Source organism: Alteromonas sp. MmMcT2-2, from assembly GCF_022348305.1.
GTDB classification, from domain to species: domain Bacteria; phylum Pseudomonadota; class Gammaproteobacteria; order Enterobacterales; family Alteromonadaceae; genus Alteromonas; species Alteromonas macleodii.
In genome coordinates, this window is sequence record NZ_JAKRFA010000018.1 from 106,679 (window position 1) to 122,894 (window position 16,216).

At 44.4% G+C, this 16,216-nt stretch carries 11 protein-coding genes; 4 read left to right on the top strand and 7 right to left on the bottom strand.

The features are described 5' to 3' along the window. Positions 1 to 38 precede the first annotated feature (38 nt). The 6 genes from MHM99_RS12160 to MHM99_RS12185 form a co-directional block, all read right to left on the bottom strand. Positions 39 to 926 (bottom strand): WYL domain-containing protein, encoded by an 888-nt coding sequence (locus MHM99_RS12160; protein WP_039225312.1) that lies wholly within the window; start codon positions 924 to 926, stop codon positions 39 to 41. Between the two features lie 115 nt (positions 927 to 1,041). After that, entirely contained in the window at positions 1,042 to 1,662 is a 621-nt protein-coding gene (locus MHM99_RS12165; RefSeq protein ID WP_168463444.1) for a PEP-CTERM sorting domain-containing protein, read from the bottom strand. Between the two features lie 11 nt (positions 1,663 to 1,673). Then, positions 1,674 to 5,684 carry an ExeM/NucH family extracellular endonuclease gene (locus MHM99_RS12170; protein ID WP_239219547.1) on the bottom strand — a complete coding sequence of 1,337 codons (4,011 nt, stop codon included), beginning with the start codon at positions 5,682 to 5,684 and terminating at the stop codon, positions 1,674 to 1,676. A 337-nt stretch (positions 5,685 to 6,021) separates the two neighbouring features. Further along, a complete protein-coding gene (locus tag MHM99_RS12175; protein ID WP_187446275.1) occupies positions 6,022 to 8,670 on the bottom strand; it encodes a M1 family metallopeptidase in 2,649 nt (882 codons plus the stop codon). 226 nt (positions 8,671 to 8,896) lie between these two features. Then, positions 8,897 to 10,816, bottom strand: a complete 1,920-nt coding sequence (locus MHM99_RS12180; protein ID WP_239219549.1) for a Cache 3/Cache 2 fusion domain-containing protein — start codon at positions 10,814 to 10,816, stop codon at positions 8,897 to 8,899. A 205-nt stretch (positions 10,817 to 11,021) separates the two neighbouring features. After that, positions 11,022 to 11,273, bottom strand: a complete 252-nt coding sequence (locus MHM99_RS12185; protein ID WP_014976849.1) for a hypothetical protein — start codon at positions 11,271 to 11,273, stop codon at positions 11,022 to 11,024. A 163-nt stretch (positions 11,274 to 11,436) separates the two neighbouring features. Between MHM99_RS12185 and MHM99_RS12190 the strand changes: the two genes are divergently transcribed. Then, positions 11,437 to 11,841: a phosphate ABC transporter substrate-binding protein gene (locus MHM99_RS12190; protein WP_014949893.1), complete on the top strand. Its 405-nt coding sequence runs from the start codon at positions 11,437 to 11,439 to the stop codon at positions 11,839 to 11,841. 110 nt (positions 11,842 to 11,951) lie between these two features. Here the strand turns inward: MHM99_RS12190 and MHM99_RS12195 are convergent, their stop codons facing one another. Continuing rightward, positions 11,952 to 12,860 (bottom strand): LysR family transcriptional regulator, encoded by a 909-nt coding sequence (locus MHM99_RS12195; protein ID WP_014949894.1) that lies wholly within the window; start codon positions 12,858 to 12,860, stop codon positions 11,952 to 11,954. Positions 12,861 to 12,968: 108 nt separating this feature from the next. Between MHM99_RS12195 and MHM99_RS12200 the strand changes: the two genes are divergently transcribed. From MHM99_RS12200 to MHM99_RS12210, 3 genes are all read left to right on the top strand, one after another. After that, positions 12,969 to 13,835, top strand: coding sequence for a type 1 glutamine amidotransferase domain-containing protein (locus MHM99_RS12200; protein WP_239219551.1), 867 nt, complete (start codon positions 12,969 to 12,971; stop codon positions 13,833 to 13,835). 14 nt (positions 13,836 to 13,849) lie between these two features. Continuing rightward, positions 13,850 to 15,004 carry an iron-containing alcohol dehydrogenase gene (locus MHM99_RS12205; RefSeq protein ID WP_014976852.1) on the top strand — a complete coding sequence of 385 codons (1,155 nt, stop codon included), beginning with the start codon at positions 13,850 to 13,852 and terminating at the stop codon, positions 15,002 to 15,004. A gap of 65 nt (positions 15,005 to 15,069) precedes the next feature. Next, complete coding sequence (locus MHM99_RS12210; RefSeq protein WP_014949897.1) at positions 15,070 to 16,176, top strand: NADH:flavin oxidoreductase/NADH oxidase; 1,107 nt, start codon at positions 15,070 to 15,072, stop codon at positions 16,174 to 16,176. Positions 16,177 to 16,216 lie beyond the last annotated feature (40 nt).

Below are 16,216 nucleotides of genomic sequence, written 5' to 3' on the forward strand. Positions count from 1 at the left end.
ACTCAACAAGGTGCTGTTTGGCAGGCCACTTCCACATTTTATACGGTATAGGGTTCTTGCTCTGCAATGTACCCTGGCGCGATGGCTAAATTGTCGGTATTCGCAAGGCTCTGCTGATTCCTAAGCCAAAGTTGATACTCTCCGGTACGTAAGCTTGCATGTTTTGTACAATCAACATTCCAACGTCTAAGCAGATACCCCGCCATGGCAGCCCGTACTTCCAATGTAAGCACGCCTTCTTCCATGGCGTAATCAAGCTCTATTGCGGTGGCATATTTAATATTCTTAGGATGCGGCACAATTTCAAGTGAGATAAGTCTTCCCCACTCTTCATCACAATCTATGCATTCATGGGTTTCAGGTTCTGCTTTAACCGTTACCTTACTAATTCGAGTTAGCACAAAATCTCTGAAACTTTGTGATTTTCTGTCGAATGCGCGAACATGCCAGCGTTGACCATTATCAACAATACTATGAGGCACTAACTCTCTTGCACCACTGCCGCTTGAAAGCGACGTATAGATTACGCTCATCGCCTTTTTGTTCACGATGGCTTGTACCACTTTCGCCACCACAAAGATATCAGGAACATTAAGTGAAGATGCACTTTCAACAGGGAAATGTATGTCACCGATCGCATCGAATCCATCTGATATGTCGTTGGCAAGTTTCACAAGGGTTCGCTTTGCATCGTGTTCAAAAACTGGAATAAAGTTTTCTGTTTGAAAGTAACGTTTTTCCCTTGGATCGTAGACTAAGTTATCAGGGGCGAGCTCTTTGTATAGCGTAAAGTCACGAGAACCAGCCGATAGCCCCACTTCAAAACGATTTATTAAGTCTTGGCGATGAATAGCCCCTTTAAACAAAAGGCAGAAATCGATATACGCCAGTCGTTGGCGTTGAGAAAAAGAAATGGTTTCTAACATGGTGCACACTTATTGTATTTTTATTCAGTGTGGTTTATTTAAAGCCGTATGTAAATAGCAATAGAAATAAAAAAGCCCAGCACGTGGCTGGGCTTAAACTTTTAGCCATTAAGGTTTATGACTTCACACGTTTGCGAGCGAAAAACATACCACCTAAAGCCAGAAGCGATAGCGCGAAGGTACCTGGTGCAGGTACTTCTGCAATGGTGAAGTTTGCGCTGTTAATTTCAATTTCTTTATTATCACCGCCTAAAAAGACCCCTCCAAAATTGATGCTACCTTCTAAGCCATTCAACGCTGAAGTTCCCGCAGCCTGTGCAACAAACTTTAAGCTAAACAAGTCTATTACAGGAGTTGTCGACTGATAAATAAAGTCGATTCCTCCAAAATGATCTACGATTGAAGATCCTATTTCTAGCACGCCCCCAAAATATGTCAGTGGAAGGAATAACTCGGAAATGGGATCTCCTAAGGTATTAATCGCACCAAAAGGGTTTAATGTTGAGGCATCTACAAAATTTATAACTGTTGCGTCAAAACCAATTACCGTATTGTAGACGTCAAATGTTTGAACAATTAACGTTCTGTCAAGGAAAGCATCTTCGTTAGAAAAGCTTACCGTCGCCGTGATAGTTTCTCCTACTTGATAAATTGATTTATCCGTAGAGATTTCAATCATTGCGGCATTTGCATTAAAAGTAGCAATTGCCAATACCATTAAAATAATTTTTTTCATTTTCTTTCCAACTACTGAACTGCACATGCGGTACGTGTACACATAGACATTAACGCGTATAAATCGTAGATATTTAATCTGCCGTCATTGTTAAAGTCGTGCTCTTCAACCGTCGCTTGACGTTGCAGAAGCAAGGTGTAGAACGCCACAATATCGGTGTTGTCTATGTCACTATCGCCATCAAAATCACCAATTACTGGCTCCGGCTCACTCGTTTCAGGGAAATCCAGCACAACAATTACTGGATCGTGATCTGATGAACGATAAGCATCAGCCCCGTAATAGCTAGAAAGCTGTGTTTCTGACTTATATTCAACGTTGTAGTCGAAGACACGAGGCTCATCAGCATTGATATGCCAAACCGTTGCGTCTGCCACATACTCAGTCAAAGTTGAGCTTGATAGCGCGTGATCTAAGTAACCTATTTCGCCGCCGAAGCTATAAGAATAAGCACTTTCGCCGTGGAAGAGGTTCACCAAGTTGCTGTAACCGGCGTCTTCGAGAGCAAGAATTGGATCTTCTTTCGCATAAGCATTTAGGTCACCCATTACGATAACTCGGTCAGACAAACCTTCACTGTTTTGCACAAGCGCTGTCAGCCCTAACGCAGCTTGGGTACGTAGCTCGTTCCAGCAGCCTTGTCCATCACCCAAATCAGCATCATTACCTGTTGCACTGCCACAGCTTCCTTTTGATTTGAAATGATTTACCGCGAGCGTAAACGCTTCGCTGTTACTATTTACGCTAAAGGTTTGTAACAGCGGCTGGCGGTTACCGTAGTCAAAAGGAGCTTCAGAGGAAGTAACCGCTGCGCCTTGTGGTGTAACCGTTGCAGGCTTATAAATAATACCTACCGCAATTTCATCACCACCAAGTAATGATTCAAGTGCTACATAGCTATACACGTCACTACCAAGTTCAGCATTTACGCTATTTACAAGAGAAGCAATGGCAGAATCACTCCCGTATCCATCGTTTTCGATTTCTACTAAGCCAAGTACATCTGCGTCCATCGCAACGATGGCTGCTACTGTCTTCGCTTGCTGGCGGGCAAATTCATCTTCTGAGTCTGCACCACGAGAGGTAGGGAAGTTCGGACCATTAAAGTAGTTAAGCACGTTAAAGCTAGCCACTTTGACATCGCCTTGTACGTCTAACTGGGGCACATCTGTTCTTGGGTTTGTGCGTACAGTTTGAAGAGCGCCAACTGGAATTAAGTTATAAGCACCAAATGCGTAGTGCATTACACCTTCCAGGCCTTCTACACTGTCGCCTAAACGCAGAGGATTCGCATGAGATAAACCTCCAACTGGGAAAGGAATATCGTCAGCATTTTGTGCGCTTGAGCCATCATCAACCAACAATGTGTTGCGTGCATTCGCTTCAGCCAAGGCAATAGCTTCACTTGAACCCGCGGCATATTGGTTTGTAGGAATCATCAGGCGGCCTGATGACACGTTGAATTGCCCATATCGACCAAGATTGTAAACGTCTGTCACGTTCAAAGTTTGCTGGAATTGAACCTGCATACCTTCAAGTGACTCTAGGTTAACGCTCTCGTCAAATGGCATTTCAATGCTTGTCGTTAGTATATCACCACCTGCACCTAGCGTTTCAGCATTGGCGCTTAGTACAATTTCTGTAATGCCATTGTATTCAGCCACTGCACCGCTAACACGCACAGCATCACCAACAGATGGGTATTCAGTGAAGGTTGTCGAGTAGGCAAATACACCTTCAGACGTCGCAGCATTGCCATCAGAGTCGGCGGCTTCTTCTTGAATAAAGAATCCGTTCATTTCCGGCACAACTTTAGTCACTACTGCCTCAATAACAACGTCATTGCCTGTAAGTGGCGAGGTATCGCCTTCACCTTGAATAGCGCTAATTAAGACTACTTCACCAACTGGGTCTGTAGGATCAGTTGGGTCGGTCGGGTCAGTTGGATCCGTAGGCTCGCTAACAGATCCATTATGCGAACCAAAATTGTTAAGCGTATCTTTTGGTAGGCTATCCCATTCTTCAAGGGTAAACGCTGGGTTGCGGTTAGGATTGCCTGCTGTTACTGAACTCTTGCGTACCAAAGTAACGTCTTTACCCCAGTTAGTTTTAACGCCGTACGTACCTAGAGCATCAACAACCTGACCGTTAGCGACGAGCTCAATGTAGTCATCGCCATTGAAATTAATCACGAAGCTGCTAATCGTTGAGCCGGCAGTTAACAGTGCATCTGCACTTCCGTGAGCGAATGTTGCTACGCCACCTGCTGGGATTGTGCCTTCAAGTGCTAACACTTTACGGTCAGCATCTGCGGTCTCACCATTGGAGAGTAAAACTAACTCATAACCCGCTAGACTTACCGGTTGTGTCGAGCTATTGAAAAGCTCTATACCTTTATTGAAACCGCCACCTTCGATGTATTCTGAAATGTAAATACTGCTGGTAGAAGGTGTTGTGTCACCGCCGGTATCACCACCTGTGTCGCCGCCGGTATCACCACCCGTGTCACCGCCAGTATCACCACCTGTACTATCACAACTCTCGTTGAAGATAAGTGAAGCAAGTTCAGGTTTGTCAATAAACGGATTTCGGTTTCCTTGGAATTCATAAACGCGCTCGTTACGACGACGTTCGAAATCATCCACTGGATCACTTTCATGCCATTGAAGCAATACGCAAAGCTTACCAAACGCGGATTCGCTAGTAGAGGTAAGGCGATTTACTAACACTAAGTCGTCTTCGGTATCACCCGCTGTATTGCCATCGTAACGCACGTCCATGTATAGCATTGAGCGTGCTACATCACCTTTAACTGCGTCACGTGGCTCAAAAGAGTCACCATCAACTCGATTTAACGGAGCTTCAGAAAGCGCGCTATCACTAAAATCAAAATCTAAGTTGCCGCGCGAGCTATTTACAGAAATATCGGTAGGACGCAGGTGCAGAATATCGCTGTATGCCGTTAGGCTTGAGCTAGGAAAACCATGGCTCTTAGCCCAAACATGTTCGCGATTCCAATTGTCTGGGTTGGTGCTTTGACTACCGCTACCGTTGGTAAACTTGCCTTGTGATATGCCTTTGTAGAACAAGATAACGTTATCGGTGTTAGCAGGATCTTCATCAGTGTAAGTGAGTGCTGTCCACACTTCTGAGTAAGAAAGCGTACGATGACCATTTTCAATGATGTTATGCGCCGTGTCTTTTAACGTTTGCGCACTTTCACCGTTTGCAATAGCTGTGTCGAGAGCTGCGTAATAGTCAGATGCAACAAAGTCGCTGGCTAGGTTAACTGCTTCCAAATCAGGGCAGTTAAAACAAGTACCACTTAAGAAAAGAAGTTCATTTGAAGGTTCACCGCCGTTGTCAGGGTCACCGCCAGTATCCCCACCATCGGTAGTTCCATTTCCACTTACTGAAATACTGTCTAAATTGAGATATTCGGTACCCGAGTTGTTAGCCATGGCTACTTTCAGTTCTAAAGTGCTTCCGCTACCTATCGTTTCGGTCAGTGTTGCAGAACCAAAGTCTTCCTGTACCGTATTCGTTGCCCCTTCTGAAAGCGTAATAAGCTCGAATGCGCCACCATCTAATGAGTAAAATACATCGATGTAGTCTGTCGACTCAAAATTTCCACTTTGCGAAAGCACGGCATTTATGGTGATATCACCGGCACCAGATATATCGATAGACTCGCTCAACCAGACTACTTCACCGTCAGTATCACGTGCTTGCATTGCGCCGCTTTCAACACGGAACCAGTCTGAAGTGGCACTTAGCTCACTCGCTGACACGTCTACGGACCAACGATCAACACCTTCAAGGTCAACAATTGCTCCCGCTGGGTCTGAGCCAGTTGCGCCCTTGCCTTGCAGTTCATTTGCTTCGAAGTCCTCTTGCCATACTGTATCTGCAGAGGCATTAATAGAAACAACGCCTAACGACAATGCGCCCGCCAACAACGCGTTGACTACCTTAGCTGATTTCCTCAGCTTATACTTTTGTGTGTTACCCTCATGAATCATTTTGCTTTCCGCTTTTTTGTATAAGGAAGGTATAAATTCTTATACATACGTATATACAGCAAGCACTTAATAAAAATAATAATATAAACGTCACAAACTTTAAAAATCAGAAACTTAGACGTTTAAAATAAACTTACTTATTGATTAACTCTGCTGAACTTTGGTACAGGGAAAGTTGATTTGTCACAATGCGTAAATGTTTCAGCTTTGAAATATTTTAGTGACTCGCCGTGGTGCATGTTACAGTTTTATGAACAAAAAAAGAGCGCCTAGTGGACGCTCTTTCAATTATAACTTTAGGACAAAAAGCGCTGGGTAAACGCCTTTTCGTTGTTGCCTATAACTGCTCGTTTAAGAAGGCGTTAAAGTCTGCCTGAAATGCAGATTTCAGCCGCATACACTGTTGAGACTCGTCCTGCATAATTTCGACACCGCGTGCCATTCCTTGATAGGTCTCGCTAATTGGCGCGTAGAACGCATTGGCCATTTCTAAGTTTTCAGCCGAACAGGTTGTTGAAACAAATTCCGGCATTCTGCTTACATGGTAATCAGGCATTTTTGCTAGTAGCGCGTCTTTATTCTTACTAAGCCACTCGTACAATAGCGTATGATCGTCTAAGTTACGTGCCACTCTCACCACCATATACATGGTATTTGCAGGCGTAATATCATCGGTAAGCGCTAAATCTAACATTTTAAAGACGGTCGCTTTGTCTTCAAAGTACATCGAATACACCAGCGTGCTTTTCACATTTGGCAACTGTGCTTTTTTAAAAGCCTCTACAATTGTATTAAACCATGTGCCCTGCTCGCCTTGTTCACTATTTCGCGTAGCAATTTCAATTGCTGTACCGGCAATACCGGAAGGAACACTGCTAGTATCTGCAAGGTACTGTTTCGCTATTTTAACGCTTTGTTCAACAAGTTGATCATTGTTCGAATGAGTACCCAGTAAGCTGAATAGCTGGTTACGCAGGCGAATGACATCTGCGTTATCCTGCTCACTTTGAGACAAGGTAAGTTTGTTTAACAAAGGCATATAATTTTGATTTAGAAGCTTTGCATATGCGGCTTTATTGTCTTCATTTACTAAATAACTAAACTCAGCTAACACCCCAACAGCCGCACGAATGACCGCAGGGTCATCATCTTTTGCCAAGCTATTAAGCACCTTCATCACACTGTCTACACCTACTTGATCTGCGTTTAACAGCGCCTGGTAGTTGTATAGCACATTTTTCTTTTCACGCTTATTTAGCGCATCAATGTTGTTTAGCAGTGCGTTTAGCTGAGCTGGTTCAATTGACCAACGGAAGTAACCTGTTGCATTGTCATTAGGGAACACCCAGTCTGCTTCAGCAAGCTGAGGTAAAACTGTGGTTTCTTTATCAATAAAAACCACTTCGTTTAGTATTTTTCCGTTTGATTGATAAGTCAGCTTTAAAGGAACTGCCCATGTCTTATCTTCCACGGTCGCGCCAGCAAGGTGAAAACGGGACTGGGTTAATTTGCCATCTTTTGAAATATGAATAAGTGGGTAGCCCGGCTGTTCCAAGTAAGCTTTCATCATGGCGCTTAAGTTGAAATCAGACACTTCATCTAGGGCGCGCCACAAATCATCTGCTACGGTATTACCCCAAGCATGGGTATTCATGTAGTTTTGAACACCTTCACGAAACTTTTCTGTACCAATTAGCGATTCAATCATTTGTAAAATTGATTCACCTTTTGAGTAGTTCAAGCCCAACCCATCCATCACATCTGGCTGACTTTTCACTACTTTTTTGACAGGTTTCACCGTGGGACTAGCATCTGCACCAAATGCTCCCTCTTGTACTATGCGATCGGCGTAGTTCAACTCTGGATACAAGGTTTTCATAGTATGACTTGCAGCCCAAGACGCAAACGCTTCGTTCAGCCATAGGTCATCCCACCACGCCATTGTTACCAAGTTGCCAAACCATTGATGAGCAAGTTCATGCGCAATAACATTTAGCGGTCGTGAACGCTCTGTGACGCTTGGGTTATCTTCTAGCAGTAACAAACTATCGCGATAGGTAATTAAACCTACGTTTTCCATTGCACCGTGGGTAAAGTTGGGTACGGCAACAAAATCCATTTTTTTATAGGGGTACTTGATACCGAAAAAATCTTCTAGCGAGGCTAGGATTTCTGGGATGTGTTTGATAACAAATTTGGTTTTATCGGCATACCCTTTTGGAACGTATATTTTTCCTGGCACCGACAGCCCAGAAATTTCAGCACTATCAAAAGGCCCTACGGTATAGGCAATAAGATAAGTCGGCATGGGCTTAGTTTTTTCAAACACTACGGTTTTTATGCCGTTTTCCACTGTCACCTTTTCAACAGGTGTATTACCCACTATTTCCTGATGTTCAGGAGAACTGATGGTCATTTGATAAGGAATTTTGAAGTTTGGCTCATCAAAACTTGGAAACGCTTTTCGCGCATGCATATCTTCAAACTGGGTAAATATATAGTTGGTCTCTTCAAAACGTGACAGATACATGCCATCTGAAGACGTGTTCACTTTCCCTTCAAACGTAATCTCTAACGTATACTTCCCAGGCGCAATCTCATTTTGCGATTCGCCCCAATTGATGTCGTATTCTTCAATCGTAACATTTAGAGGAAAGCTGCTGCTTCCAGACACTAAACGCGCAGAAGTTACGGTCAAATCTTGCTGATAAAAGCCCACTTTCTTAGTTGGGGTTTTAACCGTTACATCAATATTCGTTTTTCCAGAATATGTAGGGTTGTCAGGGTCTATATTTAAGTGAATGCGTTGAAAAGTGGGAGCGATTGTTGACGGTAAGCGGTATTCAACATCAGCAAGCGTCTTTTTCGCGGGAGATACGACTGCAGATGCAGTTTGCGCTTCTTGCGCCACTACTGCTGTTGTCGATAGCGATGTGAATGCAAAAACACTCGCAACCACACCAGCTAGTGTAGATAGTTGTTTCATTATGGTTTATCCATGTTATGGGAAAATCCCTATATTCATCCATGGGTAAGAATAAATATCAAAAAGGGCCTTAGCAATCTAAAGCCCTTTTGGCATTGGTTCAAATTGTTACTATTCATGTCAACCGCAAGAATTGTGCATTTCAGCGTACATTGACTCTGGCGATTTATCTTGTTTCTGCTTCGCTGCCTGCTAACAGCCAAGTCGATTGAATAAGCCAGCAACTCTAGAAATGGTATCGTCGCAACTGCATTTGCATTTGCTTAACTTGCTGAACTAAGGCTTCACAGTTATCTACCACTTCTTTTGCATAGATAGTATTGGCATTGCCCACCTGTTGAATACTGCTTACCCCTTTATTAACATCGTTAGCAACCTCTGTTTGTCCTTCAGCCATTGTGGCAGCGTCTCGGTTTAACGTTGTGATGCGTGCAACAGCGTCAAGCGCCTGCTTTAACGAATCGCCAGCATGTTTTGTGGTGTCCACGGTTTTATAGGCGGTTTCTTTATTTTGCTGCATTTTTTCAGAAGCCACGCGGCTACCTTGCTGAAGGCGTTCAATCATATTGCGAATTTCTTCCGTGGAAGACTGCGTTCTGCTTGCTAGCGAGCGGACTTCGTCAGCGACAACGGCAAAGCCACGTCCCTGCTCACCAGCGCGAGCCGCTTCAATAGCTGCATTGAGCGCAAGTAGATTCGTTTGCTCTGCGATATTCCTGATAACTTCCATTACACCGCTAATTTCTTCACTTGCCTGAGCCAACTCAGTGATAACCTGTACTGACGCGTCCACATCGCTTGCCTGAGACTGGATGTCTTTAATGGTTTGCGCCAGAACGCTTACGCTGTTTCGCGTATCTTGATCGGCAGCGTGTGCCGCTTCACTTGAACTGCGAATGGTTGACGACACAGTTTGTGCATTCTGCTGCATTAATGAAATGGCGTTATTAATTGACTCCGTTTCTCGGCTAAGTTGTGAAACGGTATCTTTGGATTGCAACGCTGTTGCATTTAACCTTTCTGACTTTGCTAGCATGTGGTCGGTGGCTTCGTCCACACTCTGCAACGTGTCTTGTAACTGGCTAAGAAGCCCATTAAACGCTCTTGCCATGGTGCCAAACTCGTCGCTTCTTGATGCCTGAAAACGGAACGTTAAATCTCCCTCACCAGAAGACAAGTTGTTTACTACCCCAATGAATTCTTCAAGTGGCTTGCCAACAATATACTTAACGAGCAACCAAATGGTGATCAAAATTCCCACGCTCGCCAATACGATTTTAAGTACAACAACCAACACAGAGCTTCGAACCATAGCCGATTTTTCTGACGTCGACGCCACTAATATAATATCGTACCCCCAAGGCGAAAACGGTACCACTTCTACAACCCAGTCATCATTAGGTTGAAGGGCGTCGGCCACCTGCCGATCATTCACATGTGCGGAATGCATGCGAATGTTACCTTTTGCATCACGAAGGGCAACAAAGCCTTCTTTTAGCACGTGACTTTGCTTAATGGCTTGCTCTAAGACGTTAAGGTCGGCTGAGTATCCCACATACCAGATGCCCACAACGTCACCGCTGCTGTTAAACATTGGCTCGTAACCTGTTAAATAAGGGCTACCCAAAATATCAACCGCACCGTAATACGCTTCCTGCTGATTAATCTTTTTGATCGCCTTGCCATCAGGGGCCAACTTAGTGCCAATCGCCCTCTCGCCATTTTTAATGACATTGGTACTCACGCGAATATAGTCGTCTCCTGTTTTACTAAAAAGCGTGGCGGTGCCTCCCATTACGCTTGTCAGGTTATCGACCAAATCGAATGTGTTAGCTTGCTCCGCATTGCCCAACCTTAGCTGCCGAGCCTGCGTATTTTTAACGGAAACAATATCGGTTTGATTGGGTTCACCGATTGCCTCACCTCGTTGCTTAAGCAACGCCATACTGCTTTTGACGCGTTCAAGCATGATAGAGTCAGTCACAGTAAGAATATTCACTAAACGATCGGCGGTGTTCTTCTTTTGCTCTTGAACAAGGTTTGAAACATTTGAGGAAGTGGTGATAACCGTTGCCACGGCAACAATTAAAGCGAACAAAGCGATAACAGCAGAAATAGAAAATAGAAACTTTCTTTGAATGGACATTTATCATCTCGATGTGTAGACGTTTAATACAAAGCCATTCCGTTGCGCTTTCTAACCTCAGCCTTAAATTTTTTACCAAACAGCACAACGGCTTGAGGCTGTAATCCCTTTATATTAATTTAGGCAAAAATTACGTTAGAGCAAATTATCCAAACGTTTATATTTTAAAAAAGTTGTCCAATTAACAACCGATTATCAGTCTGTGCTACTTCATGGTCACCTTTGTGCCAACAATTTTCAGTGCCGGTGCACCTCGAATTAAGGCATTTCTTGCAAACTGTGCGTCACAAGAAGGACATATTCCTTCTTCATGAGTAAAGTCCTCAACTATTCTCTCTTTAAAGCATTTAACCAACGCGCCTTTGCCGCCTTTTCGATATTTAAATAGCTGGAATTTGCACTTGGAGCAATAAATTTGCACGGTTCTGACCGGCCCTTTTGCATTAGGTTTTGCCATAATTTCTCTTTGTATGTTTTAGGATCCTTCAAATTTCACCTTTTGTCGAAATGCGACAAATTGTAAATCTCGGTTATACTTTCGTGAGGGCGCGTCGCCCTTGGGTACAAACCACTAGCATGCTTGCCTCGATGTTAGCGAGTTAAGAACGAAGGTAATATCAATGAAGATAGTTGCAGCCCTGTGCTTTTTAATGTCTGCGCCGATTTATGCCGGTACAGCCGTGATAATAAATGCCAACAACAATTCTGGGATCGATATCGATACCGTCAAGAAAATATATTTGGGAAAAGTAAAAGCATTTCCCGATGGGAGTCGCGCAATTCCCCTTACCTTCGAACAAGGTAATAATATCAGAGACGCTTTTAATAATAATGTGCTTGGAAAATCTGAATCGCAATACTCTGCATTCTGGTCGAAGCTTGTGTTTACTGGCAGAGGCACACCACCTGAAATGATAGCAACTGAGGATGAGATGTTAAATCTTGTCGCGACCAACCCCAATACCATAGGTTTTGTGGATGAAGGTAAAGTTGATGGCACGGTAAAAGTTGTTGGTACATTTTAGGTCCTGCTGTTGTTTAATATTCAGCAAAGACCAACAAGCCCTGGTTATTTAAACTAGGAACAATTGGCGACGTCTTGTCTAAATGCGTCGCCCTTTTTAGGCGTCTAGCTTCAATCAGGAAGTGTCGAAAGATAGTTAATGTTTGCAAAAGCCATTATGACATCTTTGGCGAAGTCGACCCTAGGATGACGAAGCGCTCCCTTTTTCCACACTAAATAAACATCATTTTCTGGGCCTGGCTTGCCCAGCGCGACCAATTCGCCTTTTGCAATACCTTCTTTACATAAGTAGTCAGGCAAAACGGAATAACCAATTCCCGCTTTGATAATACTACTTATTGCTCTTATATCGGGGCAAACAGCCGCGACAGGCGATTCACACGCGGCATTAAATACCTCCGAAAAGTATCGCCGAACAAGCGGTAACTGTTCATCATACGTCACTACTTTATGTTGGTTGAGTAGCGCTGCCGATATTTCTCTTTCTCCCAGCAACTTTCCCTGCACACGGTTCATCACTAAGATTAAACGCTCTTTATCTAACTTCTGATATTCATACATCGCATCAGTGGGCTCAGAGGCCGTAATGGCAAGTTCCGCTACATCGTTCTCCAACAAATGATAAATATTACTTTTGTTGCCGGTATGGATCACTAAATTCACTTTATCGGCCTGAAGCAAGTTAGCGAGTGCCGGACCTGCCACCAGACTGAGATACTCCGCAGGGCCCGCTAGGTGTAACGTGCCGTGATCGGTGGAAGCACGACTGCGAATAGAAGCCACTTTCTGCTCTAACGTATCAATGTGACTGGCGACTTGCAGCGCCAAGTCATCAGCGATAGCCGTTGGCTCAACGCCTCTCGCTTTTCTTATGAACAACTCTTTACCGACAATATTCTCCATGGCTTGTATGTGAGAAGTGACCGCTGGCTGAGACATATGAAGGCGAGCTGCAGCACGTGTAATGTTGCCGCTTCGATAAACTTCTACAAAGGTTTTTAACTGTGTTAAGTAAGACATAATCCCTACCCATCAGATTTTTGATGACTCATCACAATTTATCTGACTTCTCGATGTAAGCCAACCTCTCTAAGATACACGCACTTTCTAATGCGACAGGAGCTGCACATGAAATCAGCATCATCAATTTTATCGCTCGCCATTATTGCGGGTTTATCACAGTCGGCCTATGCGGCAGACGTTAAAGCTGCGAATGCCGGTAAAGGCGAAATACTTGTACTACTTTCAAGTGAAAATGTAATGCAACTTGCAGATGGCAAAACAGAGCCTACAGGCTATTACCTTAACGAGTTTGGTGTGCCGGCAAAAGCATTGGTAGACGCAGGCTACAAACTGGTATTGGCCACGCCAAAAGGCAATGCGCCATCTGTAGATAAAAAGTCAGTAATACCGCAATACTTTGATGGCGGCGAATCGCAAATGCGAGACATTCAAACGTTTGTAGCGTCAATAGAAGGCATTGATGACACGCTGTCATTGAGCGAAGTGATTGGACAAGGGCTAGAAGAGTTTGAAGGCGTATTCATTCCAGGCGGTCATGCACCGCTTATCGACCTAGCAAACAATCCTCAAGTGGGTGAAATTTTGTCTCACTTTCACAGTGAAGGAAAACCTACTGCCGCTATCTGCCATGGCCCAATCGCCTTACTTTCTGGGCAATCTAACCCGCAGGCTTTTGAACTGGCATTGAAATCCGGTGAGCAAGCCTCATCTGAGAGTTGGATTTATGATGGCTACAAAATGACAATCTTCTCCACACCGGAAGAGGCCTATTTTGAAAGCACGTTAAACGACGCAACGTTATTGTATTACCCAGCAGACGCCATGGCGCAAGCGGGTGGCAAGATGGAATTCAAAGAAATGTGGGCGCCCAATGTAGTAGTAGACCGTGAGCTTATTACAGGCCAAAACCCGTTTTCTGATGAACTGTTAGCTGAAAAGCTTTTACAACAGTTAAATTCACAATCTAATTAAGGACAGGCAACACTATGCTTAATTTTACGTTTAAGAATCAAACCGAAATTTTGTTCGGCAAAGGGCAACTAAGTGAAGTGTCTTCACGTTTGCCGAAACAAGCAAAAGTCCTCTTCCTCTACGGTGGCGGCTCAATTAAGAAAAATGGTATTTACGATAAAGTAACGACTGCACTAGCAGGTGCTGAAGTTATTGAATTTCAGGGTGTTGAACCAAACCCAGAATTTGAAACACTGATGAAAGCTGTGAATGTCGCCCGTGAAAATGACGTGAACTTCATTCTTGCGGTTGGCGGTGGAAGTGTTATTGATGGCGCGAAATTTGTAGCTGCTGCCGTTAACTTTGCAGGCGATCCGTGGGACATACTTGTTAAAGGTGCAGCATTTGAAAATCCATTACCTATTGGCGCAGTACTTACTTTACCTGCGACAGGGTCTGAGAGTAACGGTAACTCGGTAGTAAACAGAAAAGAAACGTCGCAAAAACGCGCGTTTTCTTCTGAAACAGTTCAGCCTGTTTTTGCCGTACTCGATCCTGAGTTCACCTATTCACTTCCACCACGTCAAGTATCAAACGGCGTGGTTGATGCTTTTGTTCACGTGATTGAGCAATACCTTACCTACCCTGTAAACGCACCGCTTCAAGACCGCTTTGCAGAAGGAATCTTACAAACCTTAGTTCAAGAAGGTCCTAAAGCGTTAGCGACGCCTGAAGATTACGATGTGCGTGCAAACGTAATGTGGTCAGCAACAATGGCGCTTAACGGATTAATCGGTAAAGGTGTACCGCAAGACTGGGGCACACATATGATAGGTCACGAACTTACTGCGTTACACGGTTTAGATCACGCCGTGACCTTAGCAATTGTTCTACCGTCGTTAATGTTCGTGCAGCGTGACAAAAAGCAGGAAAAAATTCTGCAGCTAGGTGAGCGCGTGTTTGGCATTCAGGAAAATGACAAAGAAAAGGCCATCGACTTAACCATAAAAGCGGTTCAGGACTTTTTTGAAACTATGCAGGTTAAAACCCGCCTGTCAGACCACAACATTGAAAAGTCTGCCATTGATGGGCTAATCGAGAACCTTGAACGCAACGGCTTAACAGCGCTTGGCGAGCATGGTGACATCGATCTTGCTAAAGCCCGTGAAATTCTAACTCTCGCGGCATAACCCCTAGATTCTAAAGCACTCAGCCTTCGCTGAGTGCTTTTTTGTTTATTTAGAAAGAGAGAAATATGACTGCATTATTTGAACAATTTTCGTTAAAAGACGTGACGCTTCGCAATCGTATTGCTGTGCCTCCTATGTGCCAATACTCTGCAGAAGATGGGTTTACAAACCAGTGGCATGAAGCAAACTACCAGTCATTTGCCCGAGGCGGTGCTGGATTGGTTATCGTTGAGGCAACCGCCGTCTCGCCAGAAGGACGTATCACGCCAAATTGCTTAGGTATTTGGAAAGATGAACACGTTAGTGGCTTAAAAAATGTTGCTGATCGTATAAAAAGCCAAGGCGCTGTTGCTGGAATTCAAATTGCACATGCCGGGCGCAAAGCGAGTGCTAACCGCCCTTGGGAAGGTGATGACCACATTCAGCCAAGTGAAGAAAAAGGGTGGCAGCCTATTGGACCTTCGGCAGAAGCCTTTGGGGCACACTTACCTGTTACGCCTACAGAAATGACCAAAGCCGATATTGAGCGCGTTAAGAGTGACTTTGTGAAAGGTGCCCAGCGCGCGCTTGAAGCTGGATTCGAGTGGCTTGAACTGCATTTTGCCCACGGTTATTTGGCTCAAAGCTTTTTCTCGAAGCACGCCAATAAGCGTACCGACGAATACGGCGGTGATGCGCAAGGCCGTGGCCGATTCTTACTTGAAACACTGAGCGCAGTGCGTGCGGTTTGGCCTGAAAACCTACCGCTTACCGTACGCTTTGGCGTTATCGAATACGATGGTGATGACGAACAGACGTTGAGCGAGTCTATCGAACTTGTAAAACAGTTCAAAGAAATTGGTACTGATTTCGTTAGCGTTAGCGTTGGCTTTAACACACCTGATGCGAATATTCCTTGGGGCCCGGCTTTCCTTGCTCCAATTGCTAAAAAGGTACGTGATGAAGCCGGAATCCCGGTTGCTACAGCGTGGGGAGTAGACACACCAGAGCTCGCCAATGATACCATTGAAAACCAACAACTTGACGTTGTTATGGTAGGTAGAATGCATCTTACTAACCCACACTGGTCTTATTTTGCAGCGAAAAAGCTAGGCGTTGAAAAACCATCTTGGGTAATGCCTGCACCATATGCACACTGGTTGGAGCGTTACGCACCATCAGACGAAAGGTAGTTATTGACTTTACAGGCAGCAGTGCTTTCGAGCACTGCTG

Bases quoted from the DNA above. Each gene is read 5' to 3' on its own strand.
- MHM99_RS12210 (WP_014949897.1), top strand. From the start codon at position 15,070: ATGACTGCATTATTTGAACAATTTTCGTTAAAAGACGTGACGCTTCGC.
- MHM99_RS12205 (WP_014976852.1), top strand. From the start codon at position 13,850: ATGCTTAATTTTACGTTTAAGAATCAAACCGAAATTTTGTTCGGCAAA.
- MHM99_RS12175 (WP_187446275.1), bottom strand. From the start codon at position 8,670: ATGAAACAACTATCTACACTAGCTGGTGTGGTTGCGAGTGTTTTTGCA.
- MHM99_RS12195 (WP_014949894.1), bottom strand. From the start codon at position 12,860: ATGTCTTACTTAACACAGTTAAAAACCTTTGTAGAAGTTTATCGAAGC.
- MHM99_RS12170 (WP_239219547.1), bottom strand. From the start codon at position 5,684: ATGATTCATGAGGGTAACACACAAAAGTATAAGCTGAGGAAATCAGCT.
- MHM99_RS12180 (WP_239219549.1), bottom strand. From the start codon at position 10,816: ATGTCCATTCAAAGAAAGTTTCTATTTTCTATTTCTGCTGTTATCGCT.
- MHM99_RS12190 (WP_014949893.1), top strand. From the start codon at position 11,437: ATGAAGATAGTTGCAGCCCTGTGCTTTTTAATGTCTGCGCCGATTTAT.
- MHM99_RS12185 (WP_014976849.1), bottom strand. From the start codon at position 11,273: ATGGCAAAACCTAATGCAAAAGGGCCGGTCAGAACCGTGCAAATTTAT.
- MHM99_RS12165 (WP_168463444.1), bottom strand. From the start codon at position 1,662: ATGAAAAAAATTATTTTAATGGTATTGGCAATTGCTACTTTTAATGCA.
- MHM99_RS12200 (WP_239219551.1), top strand. From the start codon at position 12,969: ATGAAATCAGCATCATCAATTTTATCGCTCGCCATTATTGCGGGTTTA.
- MHM99_RS12160 (WP_039225312.1), bottom strand. From the start codon at position 926: ATGTTAGAAACCATTTCTTTTTCTCAACGCCAACGACTGGCGTATATC.